This is a genomic window from Sinomonas sp. T428B (genome assembly GCF_056780155.1).
Map to the genome: position 1 here is coordinate 447638 of NZ_JBRAZR010000001.1, position 25724 is coordinate 473361.

24 protein-coding genes and 1 pseudogene are annotated in these 25724 nt (G+C 72.0%); 17 read left to right on the forward strand and 8 right to left on the reverse strand.

The genetic code is table 11. The features are described 5' to 3' along the window. The first annotated feature begins 122 nt into the window (after window positions 1–122). Complete coding sequence (locus ACUYMY_RS02050; protein WP_481701982.1) at window positions 123–1052, forward strand: hypothetical protein; 930 nt, start codon at window positions 123–125, stop codon at window positions 1050–1052. Here ACUYMY_RS02050 and ACUYMY_RS02055 read toward each other — a convergent pair. Further along, window positions 1049–2326 (reverse strand): DUF445 domain-containing protein, encoded by a 1278-nt coding sequence (locus ACUYMY_RS02055; protein ID WP_481704932.1) that lies wholly within the window; start codon window positions 2324–2326, stop codon window positions 1049–1051. The two genes, ACUYMY_RS02050 and ACUYMY_RS02055, sit on opposite strands and share 4 nt — an antisense overlap. Window positions 2327–2475: 149 nt before the next feature. Here ACUYMY_RS02055 and ACUYMY_RS02060 point away from each other — a divergent pair, with 149 nt between their 5' ends. The 3 genes from ACUYMY_RS02060 to ACUYMY_RS02070 are packed head-to-tail and all read left to right on the forward strand — an operon-like array spanning window position 2476 to window position 4500. Then, window positions 2476–3351: a glycerophosphodiester phosphodiesterase gene (locus tag ACUYMY_RS02060; protein ID WP_481701983.1), complete on the forward strand. Its 876-nt coding sequence runs from the start codon at window positions 2476–2478 to the stop codon at window positions 3349–3351. After that, window positions 3344–4192: an AzlC family ABC transporter permease gene (locus ACUYMY_RS02065; RefSeq protein ID WP_481701984.1), complete on the forward strand. Its 849-nt coding sequence runs from the start codon at window positions 3344–3346 to the stop codon at window positions 4190–4192. The genes ACUYMY_RS02060 and ACUYMY_RS02065 overlap by 8 nt, the downstream gene beginning before the upstream one ends. Next, the gene (locus tag ACUYMY_RS02070; protein ID WP_481701985.1) at window positions 4189–4500 is read left to right on the forward strand and encodes an AzlD domain-containing protein; all 312 of its coding nucleotides are present in this window, start codon (window positions 4189–4191) and stop codon (window positions 4498–4500) included. The genes ACUYMY_RS02065 and ACUYMY_RS02070 overlap by 4 nt, the downstream gene beginning before the upstream one ends. 142 nt (window positions 4501–4642) lie before the next feature. Here the strand turns inward: ACUYMY_RS02070 and ACUYMY_RS02075 are convergent, their stop codons facing one another. After that, window positions 4643–5362, reverse strand: coding sequence for a DUF5684 domain-containing protein (locus tag ACUYMY_RS02075; protein WP_481701986.1), 720 nt, complete (start codon window positions 5360–5362; stop codon window positions 4643–4645). A gap of 99 nt (window positions 5363–5461) precedes the next feature. Next, window positions 5462–6085: a TetR/AcrR family transcriptional regulator gene (locus tag ACUYMY_RS02080; RefSeq protein ID WP_481701987.1), complete on the reverse strand. Its 624-nt coding sequence runs from the start codon at window positions 6083–6085 to the stop codon at window positions 5462–5464. A gap of 116 nt (window positions 6086–6201) precedes the next feature. On the opposite strand from ACUYMY_RS02080, the gene ACUYMY_RS02085 reads away from it, so the two are divergent. The 5 genes from ACUYMY_RS02085 to ACUYMY_RS02105 all read left to right on the forward strand — a co-directional run bounded on the left by ACUYMY_RS02085 (window position 6202) and on the right by ACUYMY_RS02105 (window position 10052). Beyond that, complete coding sequence (locus ACUYMY_RS02085) at window positions 6202–6573, forward strand: thiamine-binding protein (protein WP_481701988.1); 372 nt, start codon at window positions 6202–6204, stop codon at window positions 6571–6573. A 49-nt stretch (window positions 6574–6622) separates the two neighbouring features. Beyond that, window positions 6623–7285: an O-methyltransferase gene (locus ACUYMY_RS02090; protein WP_481701989.1), complete on the forward strand. Its 663-nt coding sequence runs from the start codon at window positions 6623–6625 to the stop codon at window positions 7283–7285. Between the two features lie 154 nt (window positions 7286–7439). Then, complete coding sequence (locus tag ACUYMY_RS02095; RefSeq protein WP_481701990.1) at window positions 7440–8177, forward strand: CoA transferase subunit A; 738 nt, start codon at window positions 7440–7442, stop codon at window positions 8175–8177. A gap of 16 nt (window positions 8178–8193) precedes the next feature. After that, a complete protein-coding gene (locus ACUYMY_RS02100) occupies window positions 8194–8868 on the forward strand; it encodes a CoA transferase subunit B (protein WP_481701991.1) in 675 nt (224 codons plus the stop codon). After that, window positions 8865–10052, forward strand: a complete 1188-nt coding sequence (locus ACUYMY_RS02105) for an acetyl-CoA acetyltransferase (protein ID WP_481701992.1) — start codon at window positions 8865–8867, stop codon at window positions 10050–10052. The genes ACUYMY_RS02100 and ACUYMY_RS02105 overlap by 4 nt, the downstream gene beginning before the upstream one ends. Before the next feature lie 12 nt (window positions 10053–10064). Here ACUYMY_RS02105 and ACUYMY_RS02110 read toward each other — a convergent pair whose 3' ends face one another. Together ACUYMY_RS02110 and ACUYMY_RS02115 are read right to left on the reverse strand one after the other, a co-directional pair. Further along, a complete protein-coding gene (locus ACUYMY_RS02110; protein WP_481701993.1) occupies window positions 10065–11210 on the reverse strand; it encodes an MFS transporter in 1146 nt (381 codons plus the stop codon). A 321-nt stretch (window positions 11211–11531) separates the two neighbouring features. Then, the gene (locus ACUYMY_RS02115; RefSeq protein WP_481701994.1) at window positions 11532–12056 is read right to left on the reverse strand and encodes a hypothetical protein; all 525 of its coding nucleotides are present in this window, start codon (window positions 12054–12056) and stop codon (window positions 11532–11534) included. A 223-nt stretch (window positions 12057–12279) separates the two neighbouring features. On the opposite strand from ACUYMY_RS02115, the gene ACUYMY_RS02120 reads away from it, so the two are divergent. Further along, on the forward strand, window positions 12280–13200 hold the full coding sequence (locus tag ACUYMY_RS02120) for a spermidine synthase (protein WP_481701995.1): 921 nt from the start codon (window positions 12280–12282) through the stop codon (window positions 13198–13200). Between the two features lie 44 nt (window positions 13201–13244). Here ACUYMY_RS02120 and ACUYMY_RS02125 read toward each other — a convergent pair whose 3' ends face one another. Continuing rightward, a complete protein-coding gene (locus tag ACUYMY_RS02125) occupies window positions 13245–14234 on the reverse strand; it encodes a LysR family transcriptional regulator (protein WP_481701996.1) in 990 nt (329 codons plus the stop codon). Between the two features lie 233 nt (window positions 14235–14467). Between ACUYMY_RS02125 and ACUYMY_RS02130 the strand changes: the two genes are divergently transcribed. The 3 genes from ACUYMY_RS02130 to ACUYMY_RS02140 all read left to right on the forward strand — a co-directional run bounded on the left by ACUYMY_RS02130 (window position 14468) and on the right by ACUYMY_RS02140 (window position 17515). After that, window positions 14468–15853 carry an MFS transporter gene (locus tag ACUYMY_RS02130; protein ID WP_481701997.1) on the forward strand — a complete coding sequence of 462 codons (1386 nt, stop codon included), beginning with the start codon at window positions 14468–14470 and terminating at the stop codon, window positions 15851–15853. After that, a complete protein-coding gene (locus ACUYMY_RS02135; RefSeq protein WP_481701998.1) occupies window positions 15850–16593 on the forward strand; it encodes a 3-hydroxybutyrate dehydrogenase in 744 nt (247 codons plus the stop codon). Before ACUYMY_RS02130 ends, ACUYMY_RS02135 begins: the two co-directional genes overlap by 4 nt. Window positions 16594–16738: 145 nt before the next feature. Continuing rightward, complete coding sequence (locus ACUYMY_RS02140) at window positions 16739–17515, forward strand: GOLPH3/VPS74 family protein (RefSeq protein ID WP_481701999.1); 777 nt, start codon at window positions 16739–16741, stop codon at window positions 17513–17515. Between the two features lie 60 nt (window positions 17516–17575). On the opposite strand, the gene ACUYMY_RS02145 is transcribed toward ACUYMY_RS02140, so the two are convergent. Then, entirely contained in the window at window positions 17576–19021 is a 1446-nt protein-coding gene (locus tag ACUYMY_RS02145; protein ID WP_481702000.1) for an amino acid permease, read from the reverse strand. A gap of 213 nt (window positions 19022–19234) precedes the next feature. On the opposite strand from ACUYMY_RS02145, the gene ACUYMY_RS02150 reads away from it, so the two are divergent. Beyond that, complete coding sequence (locus tag ACUYMY_RS02150; RefSeq protein WP_481702001.1) at window positions 19235–20020, forward strand: IclR family transcriptional regulator; 786 nt, start codon at window positions 19235–19237, stop codon at window positions 20018–20020. Window positions 20021–20412: 392 nt separating this feature from the next. After that, window positions 20413–21443, forward strand: a pseudogene (locus tag ACUYMY_RS02155) (IS110 family RNA-guided transposase); the annotation flags it as partial. Between the two features lie 217 nt (window positions 21444–21660). Here the strand turns inward: ACUYMY_RS02155 and ACUYMY_RS02160 are convergent. Then, on the reverse strand, window positions 21661–22074 hold the full coding sequence (locus ACUYMY_RS02160; RefSeq protein WP_481702002.1) for a hypothetical protein: 414 nt from the start codon (window positions 22072–22074) through the stop codon (window positions 21661–21663). A 253-nt stretch (window positions 22075–22327) separates the two neighbouring features. On the opposite strand from ACUYMY_RS02160, the gene ACUYMY_RS02165 reads away from it, so the two are divergent. Together ACUYMY_RS02165 and hutH are read left to right on the forward strand one after the other, a co-directional pair. Next, the gene (locus ACUYMY_RS02165; RefSeq protein ID WP_481702003.1) at window positions 22328–24079 is read left to right on the forward strand and encodes a urocanate hydratase; all 1752 of its coding nucleotides are present in this window, start codon (window positions 22328–22330) and stop codon (window positions 24077–24079) included. 32 nt (window positions 24080–24111) lie between these two features. Further along, window positions 24112–25698, forward strand: a complete 1587-nt coding sequence (hutH, locus tag ACUYMY_RS02170; protein WP_481702004.1) for a histidine ammonia-lyase — start codon at window positions 24112–24114, stop codon at window positions 25696–25698. The last annotated feature ends 26 nt before the right edge of the window (window positions 25699–25724 follow it).

Consider the following 25724-nt stretch of genomic DNA (forward strand, 5'->3'; position numbering starts at 1 on the left):
CAGCGCGTGCCAGCCCACCGACGGGCCGGCCCTGCTCCACCCTTTCCCGGGCCCCAGGGGGCCAAACATCGCGGGTGATTCTGCTCGGGCACCGGCACCGGGGCGGCGCTACGCTTGGGGACATGGCGAGACAGAACCGCGCCCTGCGGATCGCGCAGGACACCGCCCATCAGGCCATGTTCGATGCCGAGGGGCGTGCCACGCCGGGGGTCCACAAGGCCCTCCTGCGCGCCGTCGAGATCCAGCGCCCGCTCGTGCTGGCCAACCTGCGACGCCTGCGCCGGCAGCGGCCCCAGGACACGCCAGCGCAGCTGAGCGCCCGGCTCGAGCGCGACTACCTGACAGCCGTCGCCGGGGCGGGCGCGGCGGTGGGCGGCTCGGCCGCGATTCCCGGCGTCGGGACCGTCGCCTCCCTGGGCCTCTCCGCGGCGGCGACTATCGGCTTCCTCGAGGCCACGGCCTTCTACGCGGCGTCGATCGCCGAGCTGCATGGCGTGCACCTCGAGGATCCCGAGCGGGCCCGGACCACGGTCATGGCGATCATGCTCGGCGAGGAGGGCACCGCCCTGCTGAGCGCCTTCAGCGGGCAGGCCCTCGGCCGCGGCGGGGGCCCCAACGGGGCCTGGGGGACCGCGCTCAACAGGTCCCTGCCGTCCTCGGCGGTCAGGGCCGTCCAGGGTCGGATCAAGAAGCGCTTCCTCGCGTGGCTGCTCAAGCGGCAGGGCACGGCCATGCTCGGCCGCGCGATCCCCTTCGGGGTCGGCGCCGTCGTGGGCGGCGCGGGCAACCTCATGATGGGCCGCGCCGTCATCCGCGCCACGCGCGAGGCGTTCGGCCCGGCCCCGGAGGTCCTGCCCGGCGAGCTCGCGGACGACGCCGGCACGCGCCCGGGCGCCGCGTCGGTACCGAAGGCGATCCTGGGGATGGGGACGCCGGCCGAGAGGCCGGCTGGATTGCCGGGCGAGACGCCAGAGCAGCAGGTCGAGCGCGAGATCGAGGAGCGCCGGGCGCGCCTGCGCGAGCAGGCCGAGGCGGAGCTGCGCGGCCCCTAGCCGAACACCGCGTGGGCGACGGCGAAGATCACGAGCCCCGCGAGCGCGCCGACCACGGTGCCGTTGAGCCGGATGAACTGCAGGTCCCGGCCCACCTGGAGCTCGATCTTGCGCGAGGTCTCCTCGGCGTCCCAGCGGGCGACCGTGTCCTCGATGACGCCCGCGATGTCGTGCCGGTAGGTCGTGACGACATAGCCGGCGGCGTCCCCGACCCACGCGTTGACCTTGCCCGCGAGCTCATCGTCCTCGACGAGCCGCGCGCCGAAGTCCCGTACCGCCGTCGTGAAGCGGTGGTGGAGCTCGCTGTGCGGGTCGGAGACGGCCTCGAGGAGAGCCTTCTTGACCGTGGCCCACGTGCGCCCGGCGAGCTGGCGCACCTCGGGGTCGCCGAGCACCTGCGCCTTGACCCCCTCGGCCCGGGCGATCATGACCGGGTCGTGCTGGAGGTCCTGCGCGAGGTCCTTCAGGTACGCGTCGATCGACCGGCGGACCTGATGGTTCGGGTCGGACTGGACCGCGGCGACGAACTTGGCCAGCTCGACGTAGACCTTGTCGCCCACGAGGTCGTTGGCGAAGTGCGGCACCCACGAGGGGGCGCGGGAGGTCACGAGCTGGGTGATGGTCTGGTAGTTCCCGGCGACCCACTCCGAGGCGCGGTCCACAAGGATGTCGACGAGCGCGTGGTGGTGCCCGGCGTCGAACACGCGCTCGGCGAGCCGGCCCATGGGGGGCCCCCACGGCGGGTCGACGAGGTGCCGGCGCACCATGCCCTCGACCACGGTCTGGACGTCCTCGTCGTTGAGCACGGTGAACGCGCCGCGGATGACGGCCGCGCCCTCCTTCGCGACCCGCTCGGCACCCGCAGGGCTCGCAAGCCACGTGCCAGCCTTCCGGGCGACGTCCACCGAGTCGAGCTTGGCCTTGATGATCTCCGCGGAGAGGAAGTTGTCCCGCACGAAGCCGCTCAGCGAGGCCCCGATCGCGTCCTTCCGCGTCGGGATGATCGCCGTGTGCGGGATCTTGAGGCCCATCGGGTGGCGGAACAGGGCCGTGACCGCGAACCAGTCGGCGAGCGCGCCGACCATGCCGCCCTCCGCCGCGGCGCGGACGTACTGCAGCCAGGGGTACTGGTCCTGGAACGCGAAGGAGACGAGGAAGACCGCCGCCATGGCCAGCAGGAGGCCGAGCGCGAGGGCCTTCATGCGGCGCAGGGCCACGGCGCGTTCGGCGTCGGTGGGGCCGGGCGCTGCGGGCCGGCCCGGCCCGGGCCGCATGGTGGGTGGGCTGCTGAGCGTCGCCATGGACTCACCCTACCCGCGCCCGCCGACAGCCGAACCGTCCGCCGCAGGCCCGGGCGCCCGCCCGCCGTCGTCCGCCCGCCCGGGCCTCAGCCGGCGGAACCCGATTCGGTACGGTGGTTCCCATGACCTCCCCGCGTCCCCTCGTCTACGCCCACCGTGGCGCGAGCGCACGGTTCGCCGAGCACACCCGCGCCGCCTACCTGCAGGCGCTCGCCGACGGCGCGGACGGCGTCGAGTGCGATGTGCACCTGACGCGGGACCAGCACGCGGTGCTCATCCACGACGCGAACCTCGACCGCACCTCCACCGGTACGGGGCCCGTGGGCGAGCGCACGCTCGCCCAGCTGCGGGAGCTCGACTTCTCGTCGTGGAAGGGCACCCGGATCCCGGACGAGTACGGCGCGACGAGCCAGCAGCTCCTGACCCTGCCCGAGCTCATCGACCTCCTCGCCGCGGCCGGCCGGCCCGTGGGGCTCGCGATCGAGCTCAAGCACCCGTCCCCGTACCGGCTCAAGGTCGAGGAGCGCGTCCTCGCCCTCCTGGCCGCGCGCGGCTGGGAGCCCGAGTCCTCGGTCCTGGGCAACGTCACGGTGAGCTTCATGAGCTTCGACCCAGAGTCCGTCGAGTACCTGCTCGAGCGCGTCCCGGCACGGCACGTGTGCATGCTCGTCGACGACGTCACCGTCGAGGAACTGCGCGAGGCCACGGCCCTCGGCCGCTTCACTGGCGGGGCCGTCGCGAACGCGCTCAAGGCCATGCAGCAGGACGCCGAGGCGATCCTCGACGCCGGCCGCACCGGCCTCGCTGGCCCCGCCGTCTCCTACGTGCGCGAGAACCCGAACCGGGTGCGGGCCTGGCTCAAGGCGGGCCTGCGCCTGCGCGTGTGGACGGTGGACGACCCTGCAGACGTCGAGCATTGCCTCGCCGTCGGCGTCCAGGAGATCACGACCAACCGGCCCGCCGAGGTCCTCGCGCAGGTGGCGGCGGCCGTTGGCTGACGGTCATGCCGGGCCCGGCACGGCGGACGACGGCGGCGGCGCGGTCGCGCTGCGGCGCTCGCCGGCGGCGCGGGTCGGGCTCTCGATCGCCGTCGCGACGGGCCTCTACGGCGTCTCCTTCGGCGCCCTCGGCGTCGCCTCCGGCCTGGACGTGCTCCAGACCATCGCCCTGAGCGTGCTCATGTTCACGGGCGGGTCGCAATTCGCGTTCATCGGGGTGGTGGCCGGCGGCGGATCGGGCGCGGCCGCGGCGGCCGCGGCGGCGCTCCTCGGCGTCCGCAACGCGGTGTACGGCATGCAGATGAACGCAGCCCTCGCCCCGCGCGGCTGGCGCAGGTTCGCGGCCGCGCAGATCACGATCGACGAGTCCACGGCCACCGCGCTGGGGCAGGACGGGCCGGTGGAGCAGCGGCGCGGCTTCTGGGTCGCGGGGCTCGGCGTGTTCGTCCTGTGGAACCTCTTCACGGCCGTCGGCGCCCTGGCCGGCAACGCCCTCGGCGACCCGAAGCTCTGGGGCCTCGACGGCGCGGCCGTCGCCGCGTTCCTCGGGCTCCTCTGGCCCCGGCTCACGGGCCGCGAGCCGGCCGCGATCGCCGTCGTGTGCGCGCTCGCGACGGTCCTCGTCGTGCCGTTCGTCCCGGCCGGCGTGCCGATCCTCGTCGCGGCCCTCGTCGCCGCCGTGTTCGGCTGGGTGAGCCATGCGCGGGCCGTCGCGGCGCGCGAGCTGGGCCGCGGCGCCGAGGGCCTCGAGGCCGACCTCGATCCGTACGGCCGTCACGGGCACGGCCGCCACGACGCGCAGGCGAGGCACGACGCGCAGGGGGAGAGGGAAACCCCGTGACTCTGTGGGCATGGATCCTGATCGCGTGCGCGGCGGCGTACGGGCTCAAGCTGCTCGGCTATCTCCTGCCCCGGCGGTGGATGGAGAACGAGCGGATGCTGCGGATCGCGGGGACAGTGACGATCGGGCTGCTGGCCTCGCTCACGGCGGTCAACGCCGTCGCGAGCGGCCAGGCGCTCGTGCTCGACGCGCGGATCGGCGCCCTCGCGGCCGCCGCGGTGGCGCTCTCGCTGCGGGCGCCGTTCCTCGTCGTCGTCATCGCGGGGGCCGGGGCTGCGGCGCTCCTGCGCCTGCTCGGCTGGGGCTGAGCGGTTCCGCTGGGGCCGAGCCCACGCCGGCGGGGCGGGGCCACGACACAGAAAATGCCCCGGGTTTCGGACGATGCCCCCCGCCGTGGCGCGGGGCCTAGTCCGAAACCCGGGGCAGGTCTGCCGCCGGGGCCGGGGCGGCCTACGTCTGCGGCGGCTGCTGGCCCGGCTGCTGCTGGCCGGGCTGGCCGTAAGGCTGCTGGCCGTAGGGCTGCTGGCCGTAGGGCTGCTGGCCGTACGGCGCGGGCTCCTGGCCCGGCTGGCCCGGCTGGCCATAAGGCTCCTGGCCCGGCTGGCCCGGCTGGCCGTAGGGCTGCTGCTGCGGCGCCTGGCCGTAGGGCTGGCCGTACGCCTGCGGGACGCCCTGCTGGGGCTGGCCGTAGAAGCCCTGCACGCCGTAGCCGCCCGCGCCGAAGAGCGCGCCCTGGCCGAGGTACTGGGCCGAGCCGTAGCCGAGGATCGGCAGGAAGACGATCGGCAGGAGAACGAGGCCCACGGTCCAGCCGGTGTCCTTGCCGAACGACTTGGAGACGTCGTTCATGATGAAGACCCACAGGACGAGGAGCCCGATCGCGAGGAGGAACCCGAGGAACGGGATGAAGGAGAGCAGCGTTCCGCCGAGGAAGAGCCAGAACCACCACGCGGGGCGCCCGACGATCTCCGTGATGACAATCCAGTAGTTGTAGAAGGGCACATAGGCCGCCCACGCGGGCTTGCCGGCCTTCGTGAACACGCCCATCCACATGAGGCCCGTGATGGCGAACGCGAAGACGAGGCTGATGACCGTGGTCAGGATGACGAGGCCGACGGCCGCGCCGGAGTCTCCGTAGGTTGTCGCAGCAGCGACAGAGAAGGTTGTCATGGGGGAGACACTAGCCGCTCAGCATGGCCCGCCCCATGGGGAGAACTGCCCCGTTCCCGAAGAATTTACAGAGTTGTTGCCCGGCGGCCGTCCGGCGCCTCAGAGCGGGAGGTCGACGTCGGGGATCGGCTCGAGCGGCGGCAGCGGCCGGTCCTCGCGCTGGGTGCGGATGGCGTCCTCGACGAGGGCAACGTAGCGCTGCCACGCCATCGAGCCGGGCTCGACCGTGTCCCCCGCGCCGATGAGCATCGCGACGAGCCGGACCATGTCGATGAGCCGCAGCTCCTCGCGAAGCGTCCCCTGCTGCTGGCCGCGGGAGAGCAGGACGCCCATGGACTCGATGAGCTTGCCCGCGAGGCCCACGAGCAGCGCCCGGCGGCCCGCGACGGCGGAGAGGAGGTGGTGCTCCTCGTTGGCGACCTGCATGACGGCGCCGAGGACCTCGACGAGGCCGGCGGCGGGGTCGGCGTTCTCGAGGGCAAGCTCGGTGACTGGGTCGACCTTGACCTTGAGCTGGCGCTCGATCGCCGCGAGGACGAGCTCCTCCTTGTCCGCGAAGTTCCGGAACAGGGTCGCGGGGCCCACGCCGGCCCGGTCGGCGACGGTCTTGAGCGAGACGTGCGGGCCTTCCTCGCGGAAGCATTCGAGCGCTGCTGAGATGATCTTCTCGATGTTGCGCGCTGCGTCGGCCCGCATCGGCTTGCGCCACGCTCGTTCCTGCATGCCTTCACAGTACCCATCCGAGAGTGGCTCAGTCGCCTGTGTGACGGGCGCCTCCGTGCCCCCGGCGGGCGGATTCCGGCACTGTCCCGCGCACGACGGCGTGGGAGACTGGGCGCATGATCGTCGCCTTCTCCGTCGCCCCCTCGGGCCCCGCGCCCGACGCCGGCGCCGCCTCCGCAGCCGGGGACGCGCCGTCGTCCGTCACCTCTCCGAGCGCCGCGAGCGACTCGGTCCACGAGGCCGTCGCGGCCGCCGTGCGGATCGTGCGCGAGTCAGGCCTGCCCAACCGCACGAGCTCGATGTTCACCGAAATCGAGGGCGAGTGGGACGAGGTCATGGACGTCGTGAAGCGCGCGACCGAGGCCGTGGGCCGCTACGGCTCGCGGGTGTCCCTCGTGCTCAAGGCGGACATCCGCCCAGGCCACACGGGCGAGATCGAGGGCAAGGTCGAGAGGCTTGAGCGGGCGATCGCCGCCCAGGAGGGCTGAGCCCCGCCGGCAATTGCGGGAAGAGGCGGCCCGGGACAGACTGGGCCGCATGATCGAGCACGTCGCCAAGCCCGAGTGGACCGACGCCGAGCGCTGGCTCACGAAGACGATCGTGAGGCCGGGCCCCGAGCACGAGCGGGCGCTGCGCTCCGCCGTCGAGCGCGGCATGCCGGCCATCGAGGTGCAGCCGACGGCGGGGAAGCTGCTCTCGCTGCTCGTGCGGATCTCGGGGGCGCGGCGCGTGCTCGAGGTGGGCACGCTCGCCGGGTACAGCACTGTCTGGATGGCCCAGGCCCTGCCCGACGGCGGGCACCTCGACACGCTCGAGTACCTGCCCGAGCACGCCGAGGTCGCGCGCGAGAACTTCGCCGCTGCCGGGCTCGCCCAGCGCGTCACGGTGCACGTCGGCGCCGCGCTCAAGACCCTTCCGCGGCTCGAGGGGCCGTACGACCTCGTGTTCATCGACGCCGACAAGCAGAACGACGCCGCGTACCTCGAGTGGGCGGTCCGGCTCGGGCGGCCGGGGACCGTCGTCGTGCTCGACAACGCCGTGTGGGAGGGCATCATGCTTGACCCGCGCCGCGACGAGGAGAACGGCCCCGGGATCGTGGAGGCCCTCGAGCTGCTCGGCGGGCCGCTCTTCGATGCGACTGTCATCCAGACCGCCGGGTCGAAGGGCTGGGACGGCTTCGCGCTCGCCGTGGTGAAGTAGCGAAATCCTCCACATTGTGGACGTTGTTAAAGGAGACGTCCACAGTGTGCAGCAGCCGGTATGGCCAGCGTTGCCGCGCGCCATCGTCTTTCCTAGCCTCGATGGAGGCTCACGCCTGTCCACAACGTGGTGACAGTGCAGGAAGGAGAGGGGCATGGGAAAGCTCAGAGGGGACGCGGCGGAGGTTCTTCGCGGTGTTCTGCAAGGGGGCGTGCTGCGCGACGGCGTGACGCTCGCCGTCGGCGGCTTCGGGCTCAGCGGAATCCCGGCGGACCTCATCGAGGCCGTGCGGGACAGCGGCGTACGGGACCTGACGGTCGTGTCCAACAACATGGGCGTCGACGGCAAGGGCCTGGGGATCCTCATCGAGGCCGGCCAGGTGCGGAAGGTCATCGCCTCGTACGTAGGGGAGAACAGGCTTTTCGCCGAGCAGTACCTCTCGGGGCAGCTCGAGGTCGAGTTCACCCCGCAGGGCACGCTCGCCGAGCAGCTCCGGGCCGGGGGAGCAGGCATCCCGGCCTTCTACACCCGGACCGGGGTGGGGACGGTCGTCGCCGAGGGCAAGCCGCACGCAGAGTTCGACGGCGTGACGTACGTCCAGGAGCGCGCGATCGTGGCCGACGTCGCGCTCGTCCACGCGCACACCGCGGACACGGAAGGGAACCTCGTCTACCGCTACACCGCGCGGAACTTCAACCCGGTCGTGGCCACGGCGGGCAGGGTCACGATTGCCGAGGCCGAGGCCATCGTCGAGCCGGGGGAGCTGGACCCGAACCAGATCGTCACGCCGGGCGTGTACGTCCAGCACCTCGTCCGGGCCCGGCCGCGGGTCAAGGACATCGAGCAGCGCACGGTCAGGCCGCGTCCCGTGGCCGCCGCGGCCCAGAACTGACGAGGAGGAGACCACCATGGCCTGGAGCCGGGATGAGATGGCCGCGATCGCGGCCGAGGAACTGAACGACGGGGACTACGTGAACCTGGGCATCGGCATCCCGACGCTCGTTGCCAACAACCTGCCCGAGGGCGTGCGGGTCGTGCTGCAGAGCGAGAACGGGCTGCTGGGCATGGGCCCGTTCCCGTACGAGGGCGAGGAGGACGCCGACCTGATCAACGCGGGCAAGCAGACCGTCACGGTACTGCCCGGGGGGAGCATCTTCGACTCCGCGACCTCCTTCGGCATGATCCGCGGCGGGCACGTCGAGGTCGCCGTGCTCGGGGCGATGCAGGTCTCCGGCGACGGCGACCTGGCCAACTGGACCATCCCCGGCAAGATGGTCAAGGGCATGGGCGGGGCGATGGACCTCGTTGCGGGGACGCCGCGGATCGTCGTGCTCACCGAGCACGTGGCCAAGGACGGCTCGCCCAAGATCGTCAGCCGGTGCTCGCTGCCGCTCACGGGCCAGCGCGTGGTGGACCGCATCATCACGGACCTCGCCGTCTTCGACGTGGTGGAGGACGACGGCGGCCGGCGGCTCGTGCTGCGCAGGCTCGCCCCTGGCGTCGACCTCGCCGAGGTGCGGGAGAAGACGGAGCCGGATTTCGCCGTCGTACTCGAAGATGCACAGGAAGGGGCGCTCGCATGAGCCTCAAGGAGCAGTTCGGCAGGGACGTCCTCATCACCGGCTGGGGCCACAGCCGCTTCGGCAGGCTCGCCGACGAGACCCTCGAGTCCCTCATCGTGCAGGTTGCGGGCGAGGCCCTCGCGCACGCGGGGCTCGAGCCGGGCGACGTCGACGAGGTCTACGTCGGCCAGTTCAACGTGGGGATGATGCCGCTGGCCTTCCCATCCTCGCTCGCGCTCCAGCTATCCCCGGACCTGCTCGGGGTGCCGGCCACGCGGGTCGAGAACGCGTGCGCGTCCGGCTCGGCGGCCGTCCAGCAGGGCGTGAAGGCGCTGCTAGCCGGCACCGCACGGAACGTCCTCGTGATCGGGGCCGAGATGATGACGCCGGCCGGTGCCGAGAAGGTCGGCGCGGCGCTCCTGGGTGCGGACTACGACATGGCCGGCCAGCCGTCGTCGGCCGGGTTCACCGCGCTCTTCGCCGAGGTGGCCAAGCACTACGCGAAGCGGTACGGGCCGGTCGGCGACGTCCTGGGCTCGATCGCCGCGAAGAACCACCGCAACGGCGTCGACAACCCCTACGCCCAGCTGCGCAGGGACCTCGGCGAGGAGTTCTGCCGGACCGTCTCGGACAAGAACCCGATGGTCGCCGACCCGCTGCGGCGCACGGACTGCTCCCCGGTGTCCGACGGCGCCGCCGCCGTCGTGCTGAGCGTCGCGCCGTCCGCGGGGGCCGCGACCGCGCCCGTGCGGCTCGCCGGCTTCGGGCATGCCAACGACTTCCTCCCGGCCGCGCGGCGCGACCCGACCGCGTTCGCGGCCACGCGGCTGTCCTTCGAGCGCGCCTTCGCCATGGCCGGCGTCGGGCTCGACGACGTCGACCTCGCCGAGGTGCACGACTGCTTCACCATCGCCGAGCTGCTCATGTACGAGGCGATGGGGCTCACGGCGCCGGGCGAAGGAGCGCGGGCCATCGAGGAGGGCTGGGTCTCCAGGGATGGCAGGCTGCCGGTGAACGCCTCGGGCGGGCTCAAGGCCAAGGGCCATCCGGTCGGCGCCACGGGCGTCTCGCAGCACGTGCTCGCCGCGATGCAGCTCACCGGGACCGCGGGGGCGATGCAGCTGCCGGACCCACGGCGGGCCGTCGTGCAGAACATGGGCGGCGTGGGCATTGCGAACTACGTGAGCGTGCTCGAGGCGGTGTAGGGGCGCTGCCGCCTACTCCGCTCCGCCTGGGTAGGCGGCCATGAGTGCCGCCGAGGCGATCCATACTGCCCCCACCGCCGCCACGGAGAGCCCGCCGCCGAGGCTGATCGCCGACGCGGCGAGCGCCGCCCCCGCGGCGGACGCGCTCACGCGCAGCCCCGCGCCGACGGTGAAGACCTGGGACCGGAGCTCGGCAGGGCTGAGGGCGCTCCGCAGGTAGAGCATCGCCGCCGCAGTGGAGGCCGTGAACGCGCCCGAGAGCCCGATGGCGAGGACCGTCCAGACCAGCCCGAGGTCCAGGACGGCGAGGACCGTGAAGACGCCCGTGGCGAGGAACCCGAGAGCCATGACGACGTGCGGCCGGGCCCGCGTGGGGCGGGCCGTCTCGACGAGTGCGCCGAGCAGGCTGCCGACGGCGAACGCCGTCACGAGCAGCGCGCCCTGCCCGGGGGAGCCGACGCGCTCCATCGAGAGGGCGATCGCGGCGACCGCAAGCCCGCCCTGCCCGAGCTGGGTGAGGGTCGAGGAGACAGTCACCACCGCGAGCCGGCGGTGGCCGAAGATGTGCCTGAAGCCGGCCGCCACGGACCCCCAGAGCGGGATGTCCGTCCCGTGGTGGGAGGGCAGGGGGCTGAAGGCCACGCTCGCCGAGCCGGCCAGGGCGGCTGCGGAGAGCACGGCCATCGCGGCGGGAGCCGGGAGGACCGTGACGATGGCGGCGACGAGGGCCGGCCCCGCGACGGCGGAGACGTTGTAGGAGAGGGCGTCGTAGGCGAAGGCGCGCTTCTGGTCGGGGACCATGTCCGAGACGAAGCTCGAGAGCCCTCCCATGAAGAACGGCGAGACGGCCCCAGCGACGGCGAGGGCGGCGAAGGCCAGCGGGAGCGGCACGTCGCCGAGAAAGGCCATGAGCAGGAATGCCGCCGCCGTGAGCAGCCCGGCGGCCGCCACCAGGAGGCCGGGGCGGCGGGCCCTGTCGAGGGCAACCCCCGCGAGCGGGGCCGCGACGATGCTCGGGCCCAGCGAGACGGCAACCAGGGCGCCGCCGAGGCCGATGTCGCCGAGCTCCTGCACCGCGAGGATGGGGATGGCGACGGCCGAGCCGGCCAAGGCCATCCTGGGCGGTATCGAGGCCGCGAGGTATCCGAGGGCTGTCATTGCGAAGGCTGCCGCTGTCTGTCGGGGGTGGTTGAGCCGGAGGCTTGACTCTGGCTCTGACCTTAACGCAGGAGGCTCCCGCTCTTAGTCCGGGGGTGCGCAAGGTCACTGTGCATGTCGATGGATGCGCGAGGGGCGGATGCTGCGCATATCAGAATTTCATTTCTCGTGCACAATCCTGAGGATGATATCCCCTGGCGATAGCCGAGAATCCCGCCATGGCGGGCATTTGGCGGTGAATCGCGGTCATTATGTCGATAAATCCGCACAAGGCGAGGCCCCGTCCGGAGCAGTCCGGACGGGGCCTCGTGAAGGGAAGACTCAGGAATCGCTGCCGTGGCCGTCCCCGTTGTTGTTCAGGCTGTGCTGCTGGCCCCACAGCGAGACGAGGTGCTGGTACTCGGCCTTGGCGTCGTCCACCGCGTCGTTGTTGGCCTCCTTGAGGTCCGTCAGCTCCTCCTTGTTCTGCTCCTTCAGCGCGTGGAACGCCTCGAGGGCAGCCTTCTTGTCCGCGTCGCTGCCCTTGGCCGCGTCGAGCAGGGCCTTCTCCTCGGCGCGGTTGGCCTCCAGCGCCGCCTTCTCCGACGTCCGGGCCGCCTCGCGGGCAGCCTCGAATGCGGCCTTGGCGGCCGCCACTTCCTCCTCGGTCACGATGGGGTCGGTGGGCGGAGGGGGCGGATACGCGTCGTCGTGCTCAACGAGCGGCACGAGAGCAGTGCGCTCGGCTGCAACGGCTGCGGGCGCGTGGGTCGTGGTGTTTGCTGCAAATGCTGCGGTGGAACCGCCTGCCGTGATGGCAACTGCCGCGGCGACGGCTGCCGCACTCTTGATGAACGGGAAACCCATAGGCCCTCCTTGAGAATCGGTTGGATTTCTGTCCCCTTTGCCATCGTGTCAGCCGTCGCGAATGAATATCAACCCATAGGGAAATGTCCCAATACTGTTTCCAATATGTTCATGACGCGGAATGTCATCCGATTCGGAGGGGGCAGCCGGGACCTTCGCGGTCCGCCCAGCCTGCCGACTGGACTAGCTTAAGAGCCATGCGCACACACCCGGACGGGGCCTGATGGCCCGCAGGCAGGGCGGGCGGAAGGCGGCCCGCACGCGCGGGGCCGAGGGCGAGCGAGCGGAGGCCCAGCCGTCGGCCCCCGGCCCCCAGCCCGGGCTCTATCCGATCAGCACGGGCTTCGCGGAGCTCATCGCGGACGGCGACTCGCCCGACGGCTGGCTCCTCAAGATCAACGGGGTGCAGAGCTCGCACATCGTCCTCAGTGATCCGCTGCGCCTGGACTTCGAGTACATGCGGTGGATCACTGCCCTCATCGAGGACCGCTTCGCACCCGAGCCCGTAGCCCGGATGCGCGTCCTCCACCAGGGCGGGGGAGGGTGCTCCATGGCGCGCTACCTCGCCGCCCGCTATCCGGACGCGCGGCAGGTCGTCGTCGAACTCGACGCGAAGCTCGCCGACTATGTGCGCCAGTGGTTCGACCTTCCGCGGGCCCCGTTCGTCAGGATCCGGGTCGGCGAGGCCCGCGCCGTCACCGAGTCCCTCACGCCGCACACGCGCGATGTCGTCATCCGCGACGTCTTCTCGGGCGCTTTCACGCCGAGCCCGCTCACGACCGTCGAATTCACCCATGCCTCCGCCCGCCTCCTCGACCCCGGGGGCCTGTACCTGGCCAACGTCGGCAGCGCACCGGACCACGTCTCAGCCCGCATCGAGGCCGCCGCCATCGCGGAGGTCTTCCCGCACACCGCCATCGTCGCGGACGCGGCCATGCTCAAGGGCCGCCGCTACGGCAACATCATCATCGCGGGAAGCACGACGCCGATCCCCGCCTCGCCCGCGCTGCGTCGCCGCCTGCTCGGCGGCGGCCTCCCGGCGCAGGTGTGGGAGGACGCCGAGGTCCGCGCCTGGATCGGGGATGCGCCTCCCCGACGGGATCCGCGTGAGGAGGCGCCGGAGGACGTCCCCGGGACGCCCTAGCCCCGGGACGCCCTAGCCCCGGGACGTCCTAGCCCCGGGACGTCCTAGTCCCGGCCCGCCGAGTCCCCGCCGGCGGAGTCCCTGCCGGCCGAGGCGCCGCCGGCGGAATCCCCGCCCGCCGAGTCGCCGCCCGCCGAAGCCCTCCCGAGCAGCATCGGCCGGGCCCGCTCGGTCTCGGCGCGGAGGGCCTCGGCCACCGCGGCGACCGCAGGCTGCCGCAGCGAGTCGGGCCGCAGCACCATCCAGTACGGGAGCTGCTCGCGGAAGTAGTCCGGCAGCAGCCGCACGAGGTCGGGGTGCCGGTCCGCCATGAAGCACGGCAGGAACCCGACCCCCGCCCCCGCGCGCGTCGCCTCCACGTGGACGAAGAGGTTGGTCGAGGTGAGCCCGTCCCGCATCTCGGGCGCGAGGCGCCGGGGCGCGTCGAGGTCGTCGACCTGGAGCATCGAGTCCACGAAGTAGACGAGCCCGTGCCTGGCGAGCTCCTCGGGCGTCGTCGGGGTCCCGTGGCGCTCGAGGTAGTCCAGGGAGGCGTACATGCCGAGCGTGTAGTCGCCGAGCCGGACGGCCTGGGCGCGGTGCACCTGCGGCTCGCCCACGACGACCTCGATGTCTACCCCCGAGCGCTGCTGCATCGCCCGGCGGGTCACCGTCACGAGCTCGACCGTGAGCTCCGGGTGGCGCGCCCGCAGCCCCGCCACCGCCGGGGAGGCGATGTACGCGCTGAAGCCGTCCGTCGCCGTCATGCGCACGACCCCCGCCACCGGGTCCGCCGCCCCCGGCCCGAGCCGCGCGACGGCCTGCGCCACCTGCCCGGCGACCCCCACCGCCCGCTCCCCGAGCGGCGTCAGCTCCCAGCCGCCCGCCGCGCGAGCGAGCACCCGGCCGCCGAGGGCCTTCTCGAGCGCGGCGATCTTGCGCGCGACCGTGGTGTGGTTGAGGCCCAGGCTCTCCCCCGCCGTCGTGAACTTCCCGCTGCGGGACACCTCGAGGAGGACCAGGAGCAGGTCCGGGGAAGGGGGCGCCGTCGTCATGGGGCCAACGGTAGCGATCCGTGACGGCGACCGGGAGGGGCCCTGTCTGCATTTCTGCACAGGACCGGTGCCGAGTTGGCCATTGAGTGCGCATCGATGTGCGGGAAATACTCGTCCGTAGCGTGAGGGCTGTCACACAAGGAAGACGCCCCCGCGAGCAGAAGTGTGAGCCGCAGATATGTGAGCTCTTCAGAAGTGTGAGCCCGTGTCACCGAAGACACCAGGAGGACCCCATGAGCGTCGACCACCGCTCCATCGGCCAGCCAGGCCAGACAGATCCCTCGCTCCTCAAGCGCATCGTCTCCGCCTCGATGGCCGGCACGGTTGTGGAGTGGTACGACTTCTTCCTCTACGCCACCGCGGCGGCCCTCGTGTTCAACAAGGTGCTCCTGCCGAAGATGGGCAACGAGTACGACGCGATCATCGCCGCGTTCCTGACCTACGCCGTCGGCTTCATCTCGCGCCCCCTCGGCGGCGTCGTGTTCGGCCACCTCGGCGACAGGCTCGGGCGCAAGGCGACGCTCCAGATCACGATCCTCCTCATCGGCGCGGCGACCGTCCTCATGGGCTGCCTGCCCACCTTCGCCCAGATCGGGCTGTGGGCCCCGATCCTCCTCGTGCTCCTGCGCTTCGTCCAGGGCCTCGCCCTCGGCGGCGAGTGGGGCGGCGCCGTTCTCCTTGTCGCGGAGCACTCCCCGGACAGGCAGCGCGCGTTCTGGGCCTCGTGGCCCCAGGCCGCCGTGCCCGTGGGCAACCTGCTCGCGACCGCCGTCCTGTGGATCATGTCCGTGACACTCACCGGGGACGCGTTCCTCGGCTGGGGCTGGCGGGTCGCGTTCTGGCTCTCCGCCGTCGTCGTCCTCGTCGGCTACTACATCCGCACCAAGATCACCGACGCCCCGATCTTCGAGAAGGCCAAGGCCGAGCTGGAGAGCGAGAAGGCCGTGGGCTACGGCGTCTTCGAGGTCATCAAGCGCTACCCGCGCGGCATCCTCACCGGCATGGGCCTTCGCTTCGCGGAGAACATCATGTACTACCTCGTGGTCAGCTTCTCGATCGTGTACCTCGGCACCGGCCTGAAGATGAACACGTCCTCGATCCTCGGCGTCATCGCGATCGCGCACGTCGCCCACTTCGTGTTCATCCCTGTCGTCGGGCGCCTCGCGGACCGGTTCGGCCGCAAGCCCGTCTACCTCGCCGGGGCCGTGCTCGGCGGCACATGGGGCTTCTGGGCCTTCCCGGCCTTCGGCACACAGAACACGGCCGTGATCCTGCTGGCCATCATCGTCGGCCTGGCCTTCCACGCCCTCATGTACGCCAGCCAGCCGGCCATCATGGCCGAGATGTTCCCGACCCGCATGCGCTACTCGGGCGTCTCGATCTCCTACCAGGTGACCTCGATCGTCGCGGGCTCGCTCGCCCCGGTCTTCGCCACCGAGTGGCTCAAGTCCACGGGCTCGTGGTGGCCAACCGCCGTCTACCTGCTCGTCGCGGGCGTCATCACGGCCGCCGCGGTGGTGAGCATGCGCGAGACCAAGGGCGCCTCGCTCCACGCCCTCGACGCCGCGGACGCCGCCAAGCTGCGCGGCGAGTCCGCCGACGCGAAGGCCACGGCGTGAGCCTCGCCGGGCGCAAGGCCCTCGTGACCGGGGGAGCGGCGGGCATCGGCGCCGCCGCCTCCCGGGCGCTGGCCGAGAGCGGCGCCCACGTCGTCGTCGCGGACCTCGACCGGGACGGCGCCGAGAAGCTCGCCGCGGACCTCGGCGGCAGCGCGTGGGCCGTGGACCTGCTCGACACCGCCGCCCTCGAGGACCTGCGCCTCGACTGCGACATCCTCGTGAACAACGCGGGCATCCAGAAGGTCGCCCCGCTGCACGAGTTCGAGCCGGAGGCCTTCCGCCGCATCCAGCGGCTCATGGTCGAGGCGCCCTTCCTCCTCATCCGCGCGGCCCTTCCGCACATGTACGAGCGGGGCTGGGGCCGGGTGATCAACCTCGGCTCGGTCCATGGGATCCGTGCCTCCGCCTTCAAGGGCGCCTACGTCACGGCCAAGCACGCGCTCGAGGGGCTCTCGAAGGTCACGGCCCTCGAGGGCGCGGAGCACGGGGTCACCTCGAACTGCATCAGCCCCGGGTATGTGCGCACGGCCCTCGTTGAGCGGCAGATCGCGGACCAGGCCGCGACACACGGCATCCCCGAGGCCGAGGTCCTGGAGAAGGTCATGCTGGCCGAGATGGCCGTCAAGCGCCTCGTCGAGCCCGAGGAGGTCGCCTCCCTCGTCGCGTGGCTCGCCTCGGACGACGCCGGCATGGTCACCGGCGCGTCGTACACGATGGACGGCGGCTGGTCGGCTCGGTAGTGGGCACCCGTCGGAAACTGCACAACTCAGGGCCGATTCTCTCTCCACAGAGGCGGGATCGGCCCTGAGTTGTGCAGTTTCGTGCGCCTCACGCGCCTCGGCGTCACTCGTTGTCGTGGCAGCCGGGCTGCGCCACCATGAACGTATGGATGCCGAGACGCCCCGGGCCGTGGAACTGAGCCTCCCCCAGGCCTTCCTGCTCCTGGCCACCAACGACAAGGACGGCAGGCCCGAGGTGCCGGTTTTCGCTCTGAGGACCACTCTGGCAGGGGCCATCCTGGCCGAGCTGGACCTGCTCGGCGCGATCGAGCTGCAGGGCAAGCACGTCAGGGCCACCGGCACCGCCCCCGCCACGGACTTCCAGCAGGAGCTCGAGCTCATCCGCGGCAAGTCCCGGCCCCACACGCCCAAGCAGTGGGTCGCCATGCTCGAGGGCCGCGCCGAGGTGCAGCGCGTCTACGAGGGGATGGAGTCCCTGGGCATCCTGGAGCGCGTCGGCGAGGGGCACCGGGGATGGCTCCGGGCCAGACGGTACGCGGAGAAGGACCACGCCCCGGAGGCGGCGCTCCTGGCGAGGATCGAGGCCGCGCTCAGCGGCGCCCCCTACGGTCCCGGGGCGGCGGGCTCCATGGCGGCCGAGGCAGGGGCGGCCGAGGCGGCGACCGCAGGGACCGGGACGCCCGAGGCATCGACGCCCGAGGCAGGGATGCCCGAGGCCGCGAAGCCGCGCGCCAAGGCGCCCGATGACAGAACCGTGGCCCTCATCGCCCTGCTCCAGGCGGCCGGGCTGCTCGCCAAGCTCTTCCCGGCGGCGGACAAGACCTGGGCGGACGAGCTGGCGAAGGACTACTGGCCGGCCCATGCCGTGGAGGACGAGCTCCGCCTGATCAGGATCGCGGAGGAAGAAACGATGACGATGTGACACGGCGTGGGCGCCTCCGCCCGCAGCATCTGCAGGCAGGGGCGCCCACACCCAGGTCACCTAGACGCGGACCTCCTCGCCGGCCGGGGCGACCACTGGCACCGGCGAGGTCTCGTCGCGGAGGGCGGGCCGGCGTCGTCCGTCCCCGCGCACCCACAGCGCGTAGGCCGCCGCGAGCAGCCCGATCCACACCCCGCCCACGACGAGGGCGACGCGCGTGGCCTCGAACCAGCCCAGGAGCACGACGACGAGGGCGAGGAACGCGATCGCCGCCACCGACGCCGCGGGCCACAGCGGCGAGGGGAACTCGCTCGGGGCCAGGCCGTCACGGCGGAGCTCGCGCTTCATCGCCACGTGGCTCGCGAGGATCATGCACCACACGAAGACGGTCGCGAAGGTCGCGATCGAGGCGATCACGGTGAACACGTCCTTCGGGATGACGGCGTTGAGCACCACGCCGACGGCCAGCACCCCGGTCATCACGACGACCGTCATCCACGGTACGCCACGGCGGGACACCTTCGCGAAGGACGACGGCGCGTGCCCCTGCTGGGCGAGGCCGAACAGGACGCGCCCGGCGCCGAAGATGTCCGAGTTGATGGCCGAGAGCGCGGCCGTGATGACGACGGCGTTGAGCACGTGCGCGGCGCCGGGGATGCCGAGGCCGTCGAAGATCTGCACGAACGGGCTGCCCTCGGCGCCGACCAGGTTCCACGGGAAGAGGCTCATGAGCACCGCGAGGGTCAGGACGTAGAAGACGAGGATGCGCACCGGCACCGTGTTGACGGCGCCGGGGATGGCCCGCTTGGGGTCGGCGGCCTCGCCCGCAGTGACGCCGAGCGTCTCGACGCCGCCGAACGCGAACACCACCACCGAGAACGCCGCGAGCAGGCCACCGAAGCCGTTGGGCATGAGCCCGCCGTGCTCGACGAGGTGGTGCGGGCCGGCCTGGCCGCCGGCGGAGGAGAAGCCGAACACGATGAGCGCCGCGCCGCCCACGATCATCGCCACGATCGCGGCGACCTTGATGAGGGTGAGCCAGAATTCGAGCTCGCCGAAGACCTTGACGCTGAGCAGGTTCACGGCGGTCAGGAAGAGGATGACCGCCGCTATCCAGATCCAGCGGTCCACGTCCGGGAACCAGAAGCCCATGTAGATGCCGAACGCCGTGACATCCGCGAGGGCGACGATCGCCATCTCGAACACGTACGTCCAGCCGGTCGCGAAGCCAGCGAAGGGGCCGAGGTAGCGGCCCGCGTACTGCCCGAACGAGCCCGAGACCGGGTGCCGGACGGCCATCTCGCCGAGGGAGCGCATGACCATGAACACGGCGGCGCCAGCGACCATGTAGGCGATGAGGACGGCGGGGCCGGCGGCCTGGATCGCGGAGGCCGAGCCGTAGAACAGGCCGGTCCCGATGGCCGAGCCGAGGGCCATGAACCGGATGTGGCGGACGTTAAGGCCGCGGCTGAGCGCGGCGGTGCTGCCTGGGGGAGTGTGCTGCATGGGGGGTTCCTCACGACTCTGGGAAGGATCCTTTCCACTCTCGGGGTCCGGAACCGCCTGTGAGTGCTGTCACGGGCCTTCGCCGTCTCGCATCGCAGACTTGCCGTGTCCGGTATTCCAGACGGAGAGGGGATGACGGCGGGTGCGCGCCGCCGTCGTCCGGGCGCACACTGGAGTTCGGTATTACAGACACCCGACTCCGAGGTCCCCGCCATGCCCGAGCCCGCCCAGAAGTCCAAGGTCCCCGCGGCCGAGAGCACGCTGCGCATCCTGCGCCTGCTCGCGTCGCGGCGCGGGCCGCAGCCTGCCTCGGCCATCGCGACGCAGCTCGGCCTCCCGCGCTCGACCGTGTACCACCTGCTCTCGGTCATGGAGCAGAACGGCTTCGTCCTGCACCTCGCCGAGGAGCAGCGCTACGGGCTCGGGATCGGAGCCTTCGAGCTCTCGAGCGCCTACTCCCGGCAGGAGCCCCTCTCGCGCCTGGGCCGGCCCGTGCTCGCGGCGCTCGTCGACGCGATCGGGGAGAGCGCCCACCTCGCCGTCCTGCACGGGCGCGACGTGCTCTACATCGTCGAGGAGCGGGCGAAGAACCGCCCCTCGCTCGTGACCGACGTCGGCGTGCGCCTGCCCAGCCACCTCACCGCGAGCGGCCGGGCCATCCTCGCGGCGCTGCCCAAGTCGCAGGTGCGCGCGCTCTACCCGAATGCCGCGGCGTTCTCGAGTCGGACCGAGGAGGGCGAGCAGATCCGCTCCTACGCGTCCCTCCAGTCCGAGCTCGACCAGGTCCGCCAGCGCGGCTACTCGACCGAGGACGGCGAGGTCACCCCCGGCCTCTCGTCCGTCGCCTCGGCCGTCCTCGACCACACGGGATGGCCGACGGCGGCCGTCGCCGTGACTTTCCAGACCGAGCGGGTGCCGCTCGGTGACCGCGAGGACCTCGCCAAGCGCGTGCACCGCGTGGCGGGCGAGCTCTCGGCAAGGATCTACGGCCGCGGGTGAACCCTGCCCTCCGGCGACGCGGGGTCACCTTCCAACGTTGCGGGGTCACCTTCCAACGTTGCGGGGTCACGCCTCAATGGTGCGGTGTCACGTCTGACCCCGGATCGCAGGGAGGTGACCCCGGATCGCCGGGAGGTGACCTTGGTGTGATGCTCTCTGGTGCCGGGGCGTTCCCGGTGGTTGGATCCTTCCGTCCGAGGGCGTCTGGCTCTTGAAGTGACTGCCGCGGTGGGCGGCTTGTGCGGGTTCTGCCGGCGCCCCCGGAGGGAAGGGTTCCGGTCGGCAATGGCTTGATAGGAGCGTGGAGTGCGCTTCCCCACCAAGGTGTGCCCGCCGACCGGTCCCGACCCGAGCCCCTGCAAGTTGCGGATTGAAAGGGAGGGTCACTGACCATGGTCGTGGTCCTGGGCATTGACGTCCATAAGAAGACCCACACGTTGGTCGCGGTCGACGGCAACGGCCGGCGCCTGGACGAGATCACCGTCCCGGCAACCGCTGCCGGACACCGCCAAGCACTGGCCTGGGCCATCGGGCTGGGCGACGGCGAGCGGATCTGGGGGATCGAGGACTGCCGGACGTCTCCGCGCGACTCGAGGCCGAGCTGGGCGCCGCGGGGGAGCACGTGGTGCGGGTCCCGGCGAAGCTGACCGCACGCACCCGCGCCTCGGCCCGGACCCGGGGGAAGTCGGACCCGATCGACGCCCTCGCCATCGCCAGGGCGGTCCTGCGCGAGCCCGGCCTGCCCGGCCCAGCGCACGATGCCGCCGCCGAGGAGCTGAAGCTGCTGGTCGACTACCGCGACGCGGTGGTCGGCGAACGCACCCGGGACGAGAACCGGCTGCGCGAGCTCCTGCAGCGCCTGGACCCCGAGCGGGAGCCCGCGCCGCGGACCCTGGACCGGGCCAAGGTGCGCGCCGCCTTGGCCCGGTGGCTCCACGGCCAGGCCGGCGTGGTGGCGCGGATCGCCCGCGACGAGCTGGCCCGGATCGAGGACCTCACCGCGAAGATCGCCGCGTTGGGGAAGGAGATCGCCGCGCTGGTCAGGGATTGCGCCCTGCTGCAGATCCGCGGCTGCGGGCCGCTGTCGGCCGCCCGGCTGATCGCCGATACCGGCCCCGTGGCCCGGTTCCGGTCCGCGGACGCGTTCGCGATGTTCAACGGCACCGCGCCGATCCAGGCCTGGTCCGGGGCCACCCACGGCAGGGTCAGGCTCAACCGCGGCGGCGACCGCAAGGCCAACGCCGCCCTGCACCGGATCGCCGTGACCCAAGCCCGCCTGCCCGGCCCCGGACAGGACTACTACAAGCGCCAGCTCAGCTCCGGCAAGAGCAGGCGCGAAGCCCTGCGCTGCCTCAAACGCCGGATCAGCAACACCGTCTACCGGGCCCTGCTCGCCGACGCCCATACCCACAAAACAGCAGCTCCCTCCCAGCCGCCGCCTGACCACCACTACAAGGCCCGTCCCCGATCCAGGCTGCCCGCCCGAAAGCCGCAGCCGAGGTCAAGGCTGGCCGCAGGCCACCCGGAGGGCCCCGGCCTTGACCACGGCAAGGACACGGGCACACTCACAGCCCGAGGAACGGGCCGCCCATTGACATAGGAGCAACCCGCATCGCAGGGAGGTGACCCCGCATCGGCTGTCAGAGGTGGTTCCAGAAGAACAGCCCGTAGGCGTGGACCGTCGCCGCGGCCGCGCCGGCCGAGAGGCCGAGGCCGGCGAGCGTGAGCCCGAGCGACCAGCGCAGGAAGAGCGAGGAGATCCCGCACGCCAGCCCGCCGACGGCCACCCCGGCGCAGACCCAGGCCCCGTACATCGCGTTCCACTGGACCATGAGCCACAGGCCCAGCTCGGCCTCCGCGCGCGGCCCGTACCAGCCGAGGCCCGAGCCCAGGAACCACGAGATGGCGAGGGCACCCGCGAGAGCTGAGGCCCCGCACACGGCCGAGGCCGCGCCCAGGATGTGCCGTCCGCGCGGATTGCCCGCCCGCGCCGCGCGGCCCCACGCGCCGTCGAACAGGAGGCGCCGCCAGGCCTCCGGATCGGACCAGTCCATGTGCCCCCTCACGCCACGGCGCGACCGCCGCTCCCAGTGAACCACGCCGCCGCGTGCGGGTCACTGGCGGGCGGACGACGGCGGTATGCACCCGCCGTCGTCCGCCCGCCACGGCAGCAGGGGGCCTGTCTGTCATCCCAGACCAGACCCTCGCGAAAGCCCTGTTTCCGGGGACTCCGGCGCGGTGTCATTGATCTAGAAGGCCGGCAAGGCCCCGCCCACCAGACACCGAACCGCTGACGCAGGAGTCACGATGACCACGGACACCACCCACACCACCCCCAAGGCGGACTTCACCACCGGCGCACGTCCCGTCCGCGCCCCCCGCGGGACCGAGCTGACGGCCAAGTCCTGGCAGACCGAGGCGCCGCTGCGCATGCTCATGAACAACCTCGACCCGGAGGTCGCCGAGCACCCGGACAGCCTGGTCGTCTACGGCGGCACCGGCCGCGCCGCCCGCTCGTGGAAGGCGTTCGACGCGATCGTCGAGACCCTCAAGGACATGGACGACGACGAGACCCTCCTCGTGCAGTCGGGCAAGCCGGTCGGCGTCTTCCGCACCAACAAGTGGGCGCCGCGCGTTCTCATCGCCAACTCGAACCTCGTGGGCGACTGGGCCACGTGGCCCGAGTTCCGCCGGCTCGAGGCCGAGGGCCTCATGATGTACGGCCAGATGACCGCCGGGTCCTGGATCTACATCGGCACGCAGGGCATCCTGCAGGGCACGTACGAGACGTTCGCCGCCGTCGGCAACAAGCTGATTGCCGAGGGCCGCCACCCCGCCGCCCCGGCGGAGGGCTCCACGGAGGGGCCGCTGGCCGGCACCCTCACGCTCACGGGCGGCTGCGGCGGCATGGGCGGCGCACAGCCGCTGGCCGTGACCCTCAATGACGGCGCGTGCCTCATCGTCGACGTCGACGAGACCCGCCTGCGCCGCCGCGCCGGCAAGCGCTACCTCGATGAGGTCGAGACGGACCTCGACGCCGCCATCGCCAAGGTCCTCAAGGCCAAGGAGGAGCGCCGCGGCTGGTCGGTCGGCTACGTCGGCAATGCCGCCGAGGTCTTCCCGGAGCTGCTGCGCCGCCACAAGGCCGGCGAGCTGACGATCGACGTCGTCACCGACCAGACCTCCGCCCACGATCCGCTGAGCTACCTGCCCACCGAGTACTCCGTCGAGCAGTGGCACCACGAGGCCCAGGCCGACCCGGAGGGCTTCACGAAGAAGGCGCAGGCCTCGATGGCCCGCCACGTCCAGGCCATGGTCGAGTTCCAGGACGCCGGCGCCGAGGTCTTCGACTACGGCAACTCGATCCGCGACGAGGCCCGCAAGGGCGGCTACTCGCGCGCCTTCGAGTTCCCCGGCTTCGTCCCGGCCTACATCCGCCCGCTGTTCTGCGAGGGCCTCGGCCCGTTCCGCTGGGTCGCGCTCTCGGGCGACCCGGAGGACATCCGCGTCACCGACGAGGCGATCAAGGAGCTCTTCCCGGAGAACAAGCACCTGCACAAGTGGCTCGACGCCGCGGCCGAGCGCGTCGAGTACGAGGGCCTCCCGGCCCGCATCTGCTGGCTCGGCTACGGCGAGCGCCACCAGGCCGGCCTGCTGTTCAACCGGCTCGTCGCCGAGGGCAAGGTCAAGGCCCCGATCGTCATCGGCCGCGACCACCTCGACTCCGGCTCCGTCGCCTCCCCGTACCGCGAGACCGAGGCCATGAAGGACGGCTCCGACGCGATCGCCGACTGGCCGCTCCTGAATGCCCTCACCGCCGCGTCCTCCGGCGCGACCTGGGTCTCGATCCACCACGGCGGCGGCGTCGGCATCGGCCGCTCGATCCATGCCGGCCAGGTCTCCGTGGCCGACGGCACGGAGCTCGCCGCCGCGAAGCTCACCGCCCTGCTCACCAACGACCCGGGCATGGGCGTGATCCGCCACGCCGACGCCGGCTACGAGCGCGCCATCGAGGTCGCCGCCGAGCGCGGCGTCAAGATCCCGATGGCCGGCCGCTGAGAACAACAGAGAGACGCAGAAGAGACACTGACATGACCCTCACCGCATCCCCCGAGACCCACCTCCCCACCGAGGTCACCCTCTCGACCCACGGCCTCACGCCCGCGGACGTCGTCGCCGTCGCCCGCCACGGCGCGAGGGTGAGCATCGCGCCCGAGGCGCTCGACGCCGTCGCCCGCGTCCGCGCCCACGTCGAGGAGCTCGCCGCCTCCGAGACCCCCGCGTACGGCATCTCGACCGGCTTCGGCGCGCTCGCGACCCTGCACATCCCGCAGGAGAAGCGCACCCAGCTGCAGAAGTCGCTCATCCGCTCGCACGCGGCCGGCATGGGACCGGCCGTCGAGCGCGAAGTGGTCCGGGCCCTCATGCTTCTGCGCGCCAAGACCCTCGCCTCGGGTCGCACGGGCGTGCGCCCCGTGGTCCTCGAGACCTTCGTCAAGCTGCTCAACGCGGGCATCACGCCTGTCGTGCGCGAGTTCGGCTCGCTCGGCTGCTCGGGCGACCTCGCGCCGCTGTCCCACGTGGCGCTCGTGCTCATGGGCGAGGGCGAGGCCGTCGGCCCCGACGGCGTCCAGCGCCCGACGGCGGAGCTGCTCGCCGAGGCGGGCATCGCGCCGATCACCCTCGCGGAGAAGGAGGGCCTCGCGCTGGTCAACGGGACGGAGGGCATGCTCGGCATGCTGCTCCTGGCCCTGCACGACCTCGGCCAGCTCGTGAAGACCGCGGACGTCACGGCCGCGCTCTCCATCGACGGGCTCATGGGCACGGACCAGGTGTTCCTGCCCGAGCTGCACACACCGCTGCGGCCGCACCCGGGCCAGGCCGACGCGGCCGCGAACATGCTCGCCGTCCTCGCCGGTTCGGCTATTGTGGCCTCGCACAAGGAGGGCGACTCGCGCGTCCAGGACGCGTACTCGCTGCGCTGCGCCCCGCAGGTCTCCGGCGCCGTCCGGGACACGATCGCGCATGCCGCGACCGTGGCCGAGCGCGAGCTCGAGGCCGCGATCGACAACCCGGTTGTGCTGCCGGACGGGCGCGTGAGCTCGAACGGCAACTTCCACGGGGCGCCGGTCGCGTACGTGCTCGACTTCCTCGCGATCGCCGTCGCCGACCTGGCCTCGATCGCGGAGCGCCGCACCGACCGCATGCTCGACCCGGCCCGCTCGCACGGCCTGCCGGCCTTCCTCGCCGACGATCCGGGCGTGGACTCGGGCCTCATGATCGCCCAGTACACGCAGGCCGGCCTCGTCTCGGACTGCAAGCGCCTCGCAGTGCCCGCGTCCGTGGACTCGATCCCGAGCTCGGCCATGCAGGAGGACCACGTCTCGATGGGCTGGCATGCGGCACGCAAGCTCCGCAAGGCCGTGGAGAACCTGCGCCGCGTCCTCGCGATCGAGCTCGTCACGGCGGCCCGCGCCATTGACATCCGCACTGCGATGTCCGACGGCGCGCTGGTCCCCGGCCCGGGCGGCGCCGCGGCCCTCGAGGTGCTCCGCCGGACGGTCCAGGGGCCGGGCACCGACCGGTTCATGTCCCCGGAACTCGAGGAGGCGGACCGCGTGCTCGCCTCTGGCGAGCTCCTCGCCGCGGTGAACGACGCCGTCGGCGGCCTTCGCTGACCCCTTTCGTGACACTGTGTCAGTAA

Coding starts and splice junctions, on each gene's coding strand:
- ACUYMY_RS02110 (WP_481701993.1), bottom strand. CDS start 11,210: ATGACAGCCCTCGGATACCTCGCGGCCTCGATACCGCCCAGGATGGCC.
- ACUYMY_RS02075 (WP_481701986.1), bottom strand. CDS start 5,362: ATGACAACCTTCTCTGTCGCTGCTGCGACAACCTACGGAGACTCCGGC.
- ACUYMY_RS02145 (WP_481702000.1), bottom strand. CDS start 19,021: ATGCAGCACACTCCCCCAGGCAGCACCGCCGCGCTCAGCCGCGGCCTT.
- ACUYMY_RS02160 (WP_481702002.1), bottom strand. CDS start 22,074: ATGGACTGGTCCGATCCGGAGGCCTGGCGGCGCCTCCTGTTCGACGGC.
- ACUYMY_RS02165 (WP_481702003.1), top strand. CDS start 22,328: ATGACCACGGACACCACCCACACCACCCCCAAGGCGGACTTCACCACC.
- ACUYMY_RS02100 (WP_481701991.1), top strand. CDS start 8,194: ATGGCCTGGAGCCGGGATGAGATGGCCGCGATCGCGGCCGAGGAACTG.
- ACUYMY_RS02105 (WP_481701992.1), top strand. CDS start 8,865: ATGAGCCTCAAGGAGCAGTTCGGCAGGGACGTCCTCATCACCGGCTGG.
- ACUYMY_RS02055 (WP_481704932.1), bottom strand. CDS start 2,326: ATGCGGCCCGGGCCGGGCCGGCCCGCAGCGCCCGGCCCCACCGACGCC.
- ACUYMY_RS02150 (WP_481702001.1), top strand. CDS start 19,235: ATGCCCGAGCCCGCCCAGAAGTCCAAGGTCCCCGCGGCCGAGAGCACG.
- ACUYMY_RS02050 (WP_481701982.1), top strand. CDS start 123: ATGGCGAGACAGAACCGCGCCCTGCGGATCGCGCAGGACACCGCCCAT.
- ACUYMY_RS02130 (WP_481701997.1), top strand. CDS start 14,468: ATGAGCGTCGACCACCGCTCCATCGGCCAGCCAGGCCAGACAGATCCC.
- ACUYMY_RS02120 (WP_481701995.1), top strand. CDS start 12,280: ATGGCCCGCAGGCAGGGCGGGCGGAAGGCGGCCCGCACGCGCGGGGCC.
- ACUYMY_RS02085 (WP_481701988.1), top strand. CDS start 6,202: ATGATCGTCGCCTTCTCCGTCGCCCCCTCGGGCCCCGCGCCCGACGCC.
- ACUYMY_RS02080 (WP_481701987.1), bottom strand. CDS start 6,085: ATGCAGGAACGAGCGTGGCGCAAGCCGATGCGGGCCGACGCAGCGCGC.
- ACUYMY_RS02125 (WP_481701996.1), bottom strand. CDS start 14,234: ATGACGACGGCGCCCCCTTCCCCGGACCTGCTCCTGGTCCTCCTCGAG.
- ACUYMY_RS02115 (WP_481701994.1), bottom strand. CDS start 12,056: ATGGGTTTCCCGTTCATCAAGAGTGCGGCAGCCGTCGCCGCGGCAGTT.
- ACUYMY_RS02090 (WP_481701989.1), top strand. CDS start 6,623: ATGATCGAGCACGTCGCCAAGCCCGAGTGGACCGACGCCGAGCGCTGG.
- ACUYMY_RS02095 (WP_481701990.1), top strand. CDS start 7,440: ATGGGAAAGCTCAGAGGGGACGCGGCGGAGGTTCTTCGCGGTGTTCTG.
- hutH (WP_481702004.1), top strand. CDS start 24,112: ATGACCCTCACCGCATCCCCCGAGACCCACCTCCCCACCGAGGTCACC.
- ACUYMY_RS02140 (WP_481701999.1), top strand. CDS start 16,739: ATGGATGCCGAGACGCCCCGGGCCGTGGAACTGAGCCTCCCCCAGGCC.
- ACUYMY_RS02060 (WP_481701983.1), top strand. CDS start 2,476: ATGACCTCCCCGCGTCCCCTCGTCTACGCCCACCGTGGCGCGAGCGCA.